General features: G+C 72.2%; 7 protein-coding genes and 1 pseudogene. All 8 read right to left on the bottom strand.

The window, feature by feature from the left end; translation table 11 throughout:
• Positions 1 to 687 (bottom strand): annotated as a pseudogene (locus AB0K09_RS25595) (hypothetical protein); the annotation flags it as partial.
• Between the two features lie 77 nt (positions 688 to 764).
• On the bottom strand, positions 765 to 1,418 hold the full coding sequence (locus tag AB0K09_RS25590) for a protein-tyrosine-phosphatase (protein WP_366067739.1): 654 nt from the start codon (positions 1,416 to 1,418) through the stop codon (positions 765 to 767).
• Positions 1,415 to 2,062 (bottom strand): L-threonylcarbamoyladenylate synthase, encoded by a 648-nt coding sequence (locus AB0K09_RS25585; RefSeq protein WP_366067738.1) that lies wholly within the window; start codon positions 2,060 to 2,062, stop codon positions 1,415 to 1,417. The genes AB0K09_RS25590 and AB0K09_RS25585 overlap by 4 nt, the downstream gene beginning before the upstream one ends.
• 52 nt (positions 2,063 to 2,114) lie before the next feature.
• Positions 2,115 to 2,960 carry a peptide chain release factor N(5)-glutamine methyltransferase gene (gene prmC / locus AB0K09_RS25580; RefSeq protein ID WP_366067737.1) on the bottom strand — a complete coding sequence of 282 codons (846 nt, stop codon included), beginning with the start codon at positions 2,958 to 2,960 and terminating at the stop codon, positions 2,115 to 2,117.
• A gap of 50 nt (positions 2,961 to 3,010) precedes the next feature.
• Entirely contained in the window at positions 3,011 to 4,087 is a 1,077-nt protein-coding gene (prfA, locus tag AB0K09_RS25575) for a peptide chain release factor 1 (protein WP_366067736.1), read from the bottom strand.
• A gap of 106 nt (positions 4,088 to 4,193) precedes the next feature.
• Positions 4,194 to 4,418, bottom strand: a complete 225-nt coding sequence (gene rpmE, locus AB0K09_RS25570) for a 50S ribosomal protein L31 (RefSeq protein ID WP_366067735.1) — start codon at positions 4,416 to 4,418, stop codon at positions 4,194 to 4,196.
• A 158-nt stretch (positions 4,419 to 4,576) separates the two neighbouring features.
• A complete protein-coding gene (locus AB0K09_RS25565; RefSeq protein WP_366067734.1) occupies positions 4,577 to 5,692 on the bottom strand; it encodes an LCP family protein in 1,116 nt (371 codons plus the stop codon).
• Between the two features lie 309 nt (positions 5,693 to 6,001).
• Positions 6,002 to 8,017, bottom strand: a complete 2,016-nt coding sequence (gene rho / locus AB0K09_RS25560; RefSeq protein WP_366067733.1) for a transcription termination factor Rho — start codon at positions 8,015 to 8,017, stop codon at positions 6,002 to 6,004.
• Positions 8,018 to 8,094: the final 77 nt, after the last annotated feature.

The following is an 8,094-nucleotide window of genomic DNA, read 5'->3' as shown; positions in this document are numbered from 1 at the left end:
CCGACCCGTCCGAACAGGAGCCCGTACGCCCGTGTCCTCGTCCGCCCCGGCCCCGGGAACCCCGCCGCGGCCCGTCCGTGTGCTGCTGGTGGAGGTCGAGCCGCAGACGATCGCGCGGGGCCGGCGGGCGCGGGCCAGGGAGCGCACCTGGTCGTAGTCGATGAGCCCGGTGCCGGGGCGCACCCCGTAGCCGACGAAGTCGAACCAGCGGCCGGAGAAGTTCGCGGGCGAACCGTGGGTGAGGTGGCCGCCCTGCCGCAGGGCCATGGCCAGCACGGTGTCGCCGGGGCGCAGCAGGGCCAGGTAGGCGGCGAGGACGGCGGCCGAGCCGGAGTGCGGCTGGACGTTGGCGTGCTCGGCGCCGAAGAGCGCCTTGGCGCGGTCCAGGGCGATGCGCTCGGCCATGTCGACGAGTTCGCAGCCGCCGTGGTGGCGGTGGCCGGGGTAGCCCTCGGCGTACTTGTTCGTCAGCGGCGAGCCGAGTGCGGCCAGCACGGCGGGCGAGGCGAAGTTCTCGGCGGCGATCAGCTGGAGGCCCGCGGCCTGCCGGGCCGTCTCGCCCAGGAGCACCGCGGCGATCTCGGGGTCCTGCCGCAGGAGCGCGTCGAAACCCGGCCCGCGCGCGGGGAGCCCGGCCCCTTCGGGGGTCTGCGTCTGGTCTGGGGCGGGCGCTGGGGTGACGGGCATCGCTGGCTCCGGCTTCGGGTGCGAGGGCTGCTCGGCGGCCTCACCCCCAATGTAGAGCCGTGGTGGCGAACGTGCCCTTACGTGCGCGCCGGGACGCCGGTCAGGGCGGTGACGACCGGGTCCAGGGCCTGGTTGATCTCGTCGCCGATGGACCGGAAGAAGGTGATCGGCGCGCCGTAGGGGTCGTGCACCTCGTCCGCCTCGGCGCTGGGCGCGAGCAGCCAGCCGCGCAGCGCGGCGGCGGCCTGGACCAGGGTGCGGGCGCGCTCGACGAGGCCGCCGGCCCGCTCGGGCTCCGGCAGGGTCGCCGGGTCTATGGCCCGCACCAGCCGGGTGAACTCCTTCAGCGTGAAGGTGCGCAGCCCCGCCGAGTGGCCCATCGAGATGACCTGGGCCCGGTGGTCGCGGGTCGCGGTGAGCACCAGGTCGGCCCGGATGACGTGCTCGTCGAGGAGCTCGCGCCCGGTGAAGCCGTGCGGGTCGGCGCCGAAGTCGGCGAGGACGGTGGCGGCGTGGGCCTCCATGGGCGCGCCCTCGTGGCCCCAGGTGCCGGCGCTCTCCACCACCAGGCCGCCCGCGAACGGGTCGCCGAGACGGTGGGCGAGGGCATGCCGGGTCAGCCGCTCGGTGATGGGCGAGCGGCAGACGTTGCCGGTGCTGACGTGGAGGATGCGGAAGGTGTCGGTGCTGGTCTCCGGTCCCGCTATGCCACGCCCCTGCGGGGCGATCAATTGGCCACCTCGAGGTCGGGTACCACCTCGCGCAGCTCCTCGGCGCTGATGGCGCCGGCGCGCAGCAGGACCGGCACCTTGCCGGTGACGTCCACGATGGAGGACGGCACGTTGGCGGGCGTGGTGCCGCCGTCGAGGTAGACGGAGACGGAGTCGCCCAGCATCTCCTGCGCGGCGTCGCAGGTCTGCGGGGAGGGGTGCCCCGTGAGGTTGGCGCTGGAGACGGCCATCGGGCCGAACTCGGTGAGCAGCTCGATGGCCACCGGGTGCAGCGGCATCCGCACCGCGACGGTGCCGCGGGTCTCGCCGAGGTCCCAGGTCAGCGAGGGCTGGTGCTTGGCGACCAGGGTCAGGGCGCCGGGCCAGAAGGCGTCGACGAGCTCCCAGGCCTGCTCGGAGAAGTCCGTGACGAGCCCGTGGAGGGTGTTCGGGGAGCCGACCAGGACGGGCGAGGGCATGCCCCGGCCGCGGCCCTTGGCCCGCAGGAGGTCGCCGACGGCCTCGCGGCTGAAGGCGTCCGCACCGATGCCGTAGACGGTGTCGGTGGGCAGCACGACCAGCTCGCCGCGCCGGACCGCGGCGGCCGCTTCGCGCAGACCGGTCTTGCGGTCGGTCGCGTCGCTGCAGTCGTATCGCCGTGCCATCACATCTCCTTCGCGAAGCGGTTCTGGTACCCGTCGGGTCGCGGGGCCCCGGTCATGGCGTCACTCGCCGGGCCGTGGCGAACCGGGGGCGGTTGTTGAGGTCGGGGTGGTCGGCGGCGTCCGCCCACCCGCGCTCCTCCGCGAAGATCCACGGCACCTGGCCGCCCTGGGTGTCGGCGTGCTCGACGACGACGACGCCGCCCGGGCGCAGCAGCCGGTGCGCGGTGCGCTCCAGGCCGCGGATGGTGTCCAGGCCGTCCTCGCCGGAGAACAGGGCGAGCTCCGGGTCGTGGTCGCGCGCCTCGGGAGCGACGTACTCCCACTCGGTGAGCGGGATGTAGGGCGGGTTGCTGATGACCAGGTCGACCTGGCCGTCGAGCTCGGGGAGCGCGGTGAGGGCGTCGCCGTGGTGCAGGGTCACGCGCGAGCCCTCGACGTTCTTGCGGGCCCAGCCCAGGGCGTCCTCGTCGAGCTCCACGGCGTGCACGCGGGAGCGGGGCACCTCCTGGGCCAGGGCCAGGGCGATGGCGCCGGAGCCGGTGCACAGGTCGACGATGAGCGGCTCGACGACGTCCATGGCGCGGACCGCGTCTATGGCCCAGCCGACGACCGACTCGGTCTCCGGCCGGGGCACGAAGACACCGGGGCCGACCTGGAGCTCCAGGTAGCGGAAGAAGGCCCGGCCGGTGATGTGCTGGAGCGGCTCGCGGGCCTCGCGGCGCGCGACGGCCTCCCAGTAGCGGGCGTCGAAGTCCGCGTCGGCGACGGTGTGCAGCTCGCCCCGTTTGACGCCGTGCACGAAGGCGGCCAGCTCCTCCGCGTCGAAGCGCGGGGAGGGCACGCCGGCGTCGGCCAGCCGCTGAGTGGCTTGCGCCACTTCGGCGAGCAGCAGGTTCACTGGGCCTTCCTCCTGTTGCGCTGCATGACGGCGGCGGTGCCGCGGGCGGGTTACTGGGCGGCCGCGAGCTTCGCGGCCGAGTCGGCGTCGACGCAGGCCTGGATGACCGCGTCGAGGTCACCGTCGAGCACCTGGTCCAAGTTGTACGCCTTGAAACCGACCCGGTGGTCCGAGATGCGGTTCTCCGGGAAGTTGTAGGTGCGGATCTTCTCGGAGCGGTCGACGGTGCGGACCTGGCTGCGGCGGGCGTCCGCGGCGTTCTTCTCGGCCTCCTCCTGCGCGGCGGCCAGCAGCCGGGAGCGCAGGATGCGCAGGGCCTGCTCCTTGTTCTGGAGCTGGCTCTTCTCGTTCTGGCAGGAGGCGACGACGCCGGTGGGCAGGTGGGTGATGCGCACGGCGGAGTCGGTGGTGTTGACGGACTGGCCGCCGGGGCCGGACGAGCGGTAGACGTCGATCCGCAGGTCGTTCATGTTGATCTCGACGTCGACCTCCTCCGCCTCGGGCGTGACGAGCACGCCGGCGGCGGAGGTGTGGATGCGGCCCTGGGACTCGGTGGCCGGGACGCGCTGCACGCGGTGCACGCCGCCCTCGTACTTCAGCCGGGCCCAGACGCCCTGGCCGGGCTCGGGGGTCTGGCCGCCCTTGGTCTTCACGGCGACCTGGACGTCCTTGTAGCCGCCGAGCTCGGACTCGGTCGAGTCGATGATCTCGGTCTTCCAGCCGACGCGCTCGGCGTAGCGCAGGTACATGCGCAGCAGGTCGCCGGCGAACAGGGCGGACTCGTCGCCGCCGGCGCCCGCCTTGATCTCGAGGATGACGTCCTTGTCGTCGCTGGGGTCGCGCGGGACGAGCAGCAGCCGGAGCCGGTCGGTCAGCTCCTCGCGCGCCTTCTCCAGGACCTTGACCTCGGCGGCGAAGTCGGGGTCGTCCGCGGCGAACTCGCGGGCGGTCTCGATGTCGTCCCCGGTGCGCTTCCAGGAGCGGTACGTCCCGACGATCGGGGTCAGCTCGGCGTAGCGCTTGTTGAGCTTGCGGGCGTTGGCCTGGTCCGCGTGCACGGCGGGGTCGGCGAGCCGCTTCTCGAGGTCGGCGTGCTCACCGATGAGTTCCTCGACTGCCTCGAACATCGAATTTCCCTAGCTGCTGGAAGTGACGGGCCTGCTGGACGACAAAGCGCCGGTCCGGGCACCCTTCGCTGGCGAAGGGCACCCGAGGACCGGCGCCTGCGGGTCGCTACTTCTTCGCCGACCCGGCGTTCTTGCCGAAGCGGGCCTCGAACCGCGCCACACGGCCACCGGTGTCGAGGATCTTCTGCTTGCCGGTGTAGAAGGGGTGGCAAGCGGAGCAGACCTCGGCGCGGATGACGCCGCCGGGGATCGTGCTACGGGTGGTGAACGAGGCGCCACAGGTGCAGCTGACCTGGGTCTCGACGTACTCCGGGTGGATGTCGCGCTTCAAGGGTTCTCCTAGGTTCGGGAGGGCACCGGGTCGCAGGGCGGGATTGCCGTGCGTGAACCGGGGCCGACGTACCAGTCTGCCAGGACTGGCCGTATCCCCCAAAACGGGGGGTCGGGGCCGGGTATTCCCGGCCCCCGTCCGGGGGACCGCCGCGTGGGCTACGAGACGACGCCGTCCGCTTCGGTCCTGGTGCCCTCGCCGTCCGCGAGGGCGGATTCCGGGATCGGCCGGTCGGCCCGCAGGGCCTGCCAGATCTGGCCGGCGGCACTCTGGATGGGCACCACGCGGTTGGGGTCGCGCGGGTCGGTGGTGACCGGCAGGGTCACCATGTGCATGTCGCCCGAGCCGATGCCCTTGAGGCCGTTGGCGAAGGTCAGCAGCTTGTTGACGGAGGCGAGCTCGGAGTCGGTCGTCAGCGCCTTGGTGGCGGTGTCGGCGATCCCGTAGAGCTTGGTCGGGCTGGTGAACAGGCCGACCGACTTCACCTGGTCGATCAGCGCCTTGACGAAGGCCTGCTGGAGCTTGATCCGCCCCAGGTCGCTGCCGTCGCCGACACCGTGCCGGGTGCGGACCAGGCCGAGGGACTGCTCGCCGTTGAGGACGTGCTTCCCGGCGGAGAGGTCGAGGTGGCTCTGCTTGTCGTGGATCGCCTTGGTGGTGGTGACGCTGACGCCGCCGAGCTTGTCGATCAGCTTCTGGAAGCCGGCGAAGTCGACCTCCATGTAGTGGTCCATGCGGATCCCGGTCATGTTCTCGACCGTCTTGACCGCGCAGGCCGGGCCGCCGACCGAGAACGCCTCGTTGAACTGCGCACGGCGCACGGCCGGGCTCGTCCGTCCCTCGAGGGTCTTGCACTCGGGCCGGGGAACGATGGTGTCCCGGGGGATGCTGACGACGCTGGCCTGCTTGTGACCCGCGTAGACGTGCAGGATCATCGCCGTGTCGGAGCGGGAGCTGCCCTCGTCGCGGCCGTAGGCGCTGTTGGCGCCGGCCCGGGAGTCGGAGCCGAGGACCAGGATGTCCTGCGAGCCGTTGTCGACATTGTCCGGGCGGTCGGTGCCCAGGGCGGCGTTGATGTCGACGCCGCTGAGGTTGCCGTTGAGCTTGAAGTAGACGAAGCCCAGTCCGCCACCGCCGAGGACGACGACCGCGGCCGTGCTCCAGGCGGCTATTCGCCAGCCCGTGCGGCGGGCCGGGGGCTTACGACGGCGACCGCGCTTTCCGCCGGCACGGCGGCGGGACGCCGTCGGCGTGCTCCTGCTGTCGTCCGTCATGTGCTCCTCAGTCCTCCGCTGGTGTGTCCGGCTGTCCCTTTCAGACGGGAGAGCTTGCGCAAGGGTTGCACAGCGGAATATGAGGACCTGCTAAGAAAATCGTGGGACAAAATTCCCCGGCCGCGGCCGTTCCGCCCGCCGCTACCTGGGACTTCGGCCGGCACCGGGGTGCGGTTTCACGCCATTTCGACCGGGTGCGGCTGTGGCGGATGTCTCAGATCCCCGGCCCGGGCCGGCGGGACGGCAAGCCAAAGGCCTCCCCGTCACCGAGGTGACGGGGAGGCCCGGGGTGGTGCTGGGTGACGCGGATCAGTCGTTGCCGTTGCCCGGGGCGGGCGTGGTCTTGGCGATCTGCATCAGGAACTCGGCGTTGGACTTCGTCTGCTTCATCTTGTCCAGGAGCAGCTCGATGGCCTGCTGCGAGTCGAGCGCGTGCAGCACCCGGCGCAGCTTCCAGACGATGTTGAGCTCCTCGCCGCTGAGGAGGATCTCCTCCTTGCGGGTGCCCGAGGGGTCGACGTCGACGGCCGGGAAGATGCGCTTGTCGGCGAGCTTCCGGTCGAGCTTGAGCTCCATGTTGCCGGTGCCCTTGAACTCCTCGAAGATCACCTCGTCCATGCGCGAGCCGGTCTCGACCAGCGCGGTGGCCAGGATGGTCAGCGAGCCGCCGTCCTCGATGTTGCGCGCGGCACCGAAGAACTTCTTCGGCGGGTAGAGCGCCGTGGAGTCGACACCACCGGACAGGATGCGGCCCGAGGCGGGGGCGGCCAGGTTGTAGGCGCGGCCCAGTCGGGTGATCGAGTCCAGCAGGACGACCACGTCGTGGCCCAGCTCCACCAGGCGCTTGGCGCGCTCGATGGCGAGCTCGGCGACGGTGGTGTGGTCCTCGGCCGGGCGGTCGAAGGTCGAGGAGATGACCTCGCCCTTGACCGACCGCTGCATGTCGGTGACCTCTTCCGGACGCTCGTCGACGAGGACGACCATCAGGTGGCACTCGGGGTTGTTGGTGGTGATCGCGTTGGCGATCGCCTGCATGATCATGGTCTTGCCGGTCTTCGGCGGGGCCACGATCAGACCGCGCTGGCCCTTGCCGATGGGGGCGACCAGATCGATGATGCGGGTCGTCAGCACGCCCGGGTCCGTCTCCAACCGCAGGCGGTCCTGCGGGTAGAGCGGGGTGAGCTTGCCGAACTCGGGGCGGCCGCGGCCGGTTTCGGGCGCCATGCCGTTCACCGAGTCGAGGCGCACGAGGGCGTTGAACTTCTCGCGGCGCTCGCCGTCCTTCGGCTGGCGCACCGCGCCGGTGACGTGGTCACCCTTGCGCAGGCCGTTCTTGCGGACCTGGGCGAGGGAGACGTAGACGTCGTTCGGCCCGGGCAGGTAGCCGGAGGTCCGGACGAAGGCGTAGTTGTCGAGGATGTCCAGGATGCCCGCGACCGGGATCAGGACGTCGTCCTCGGACAGCTGCGGCTCGCCGGCGAAGTCCTCGCGGCCACGGCGGCCACGGCGGTCGCGGTAGCGGCCGCGACGGCCGCGACGGCCGCCCGCCTCGTCGTCGAAGCCGTCGTCCTGCGGACGCTGCTGCTGACGGCCGGCGCCCTGCTGGCCGGCGCCCTCGTCACCACGGCCGCGGCGGTCGCGGTCACGGTCACGGTCGCGCTGGCGCTCGCCGCGCTCGCCACGGTCGCGGCGGTCGCCCTTCTGGCCGCGCTCGGCGCGGTCCTGGCGCTCGCCGCCCTTGGCGGCCTTGCCCTCGGCGGCGTCGAGCGCGCCCTCGGCACGCTCCTCGCCACGGGTCTCGGTCTTGGTGTCGGTGCGCGCCTCGGTACGGGCCTCGGCGCGGGTCTCGGCGGTCTCGGGGCTGCCGGCGGCCGCGGTGGCGCGACGGCGGCGGCGCTCGCCGGCCGGGGCCTCCTCACCGGCAGGCTGGCCCGGGATCTCGATCTGCTGCTGGGCGGCAGTGGCCTTCTCCGCGGACTTCTCCGCGGCGGCCTCGCCGGTGCGGGCCCGGGAGGTGGCACGGCGCTTCGGCGCGGCCTTGGCCGTGTCGGCCTCGGCGGCCGGCTCGGCGGCCTTGGCGGGCGCGCCGCCGGCCTGCTTCTCCTTGATGACCTCGATCAGCTGGCCTTTGCGCATCCGCGCGGTGCCCTTGATGCCGAGGCTGGAAGCGAGCTGCTGGAGCTCGGCCAGGACCATGGCGTCGAGGCCCGTGCCCGAGCGGCGCCGCTTGGGGGCGGTGGCAGCACCGGTGGCAGGCGCGGCGGGAGCGTCCGTGGCAGAAGTGCCTGCGGCGTTCACGCCCATCAGATCGGTGGTGTCGCTCACGAAGGGGTCCTTCCCTGGAGCGGGCGTCGGCCAGGCACTCACCCCGGGCGGGGTGGGCTTCCATCCGAAGGTGACCC

Origin of the sequence: Streptomyces sp. NPDC049577, assembly GCF_040675635.1 — a bacterium.
In the GTDB taxonomy this organism is placed as follows: Bacteria; Actinomycetota; Actinomycetes; order Streptomycetales; family Streptomycetaceae; genus Streptomyces.
This window is presented reverse-complemented; position numbering and strand designations above follow the sequence as displayed.

Coding starts and splice junctions, on each gene's coding strand:
- AB0K09_RS25585 (WP_366067738.1), bottom strand. CDS start 2,062: ATGGCACGGCGATACGACTGCAGCGACGCGACCGACCGCAAGACCGGT.
- prfA (WP_366067736.1), bottom strand. CDS start 4,087: ATGTTCGAGGCAGTCGAGGAACTCATCGGTGAGCACGCCGACCTCGAG.
- AB0K09_RS25565 (WP_366067734.1), bottom strand. CDS start 5,692: ATGACGGACGACAGCAGGAGCACGCCGACGGCGTCCCGCCGCCGTGCC.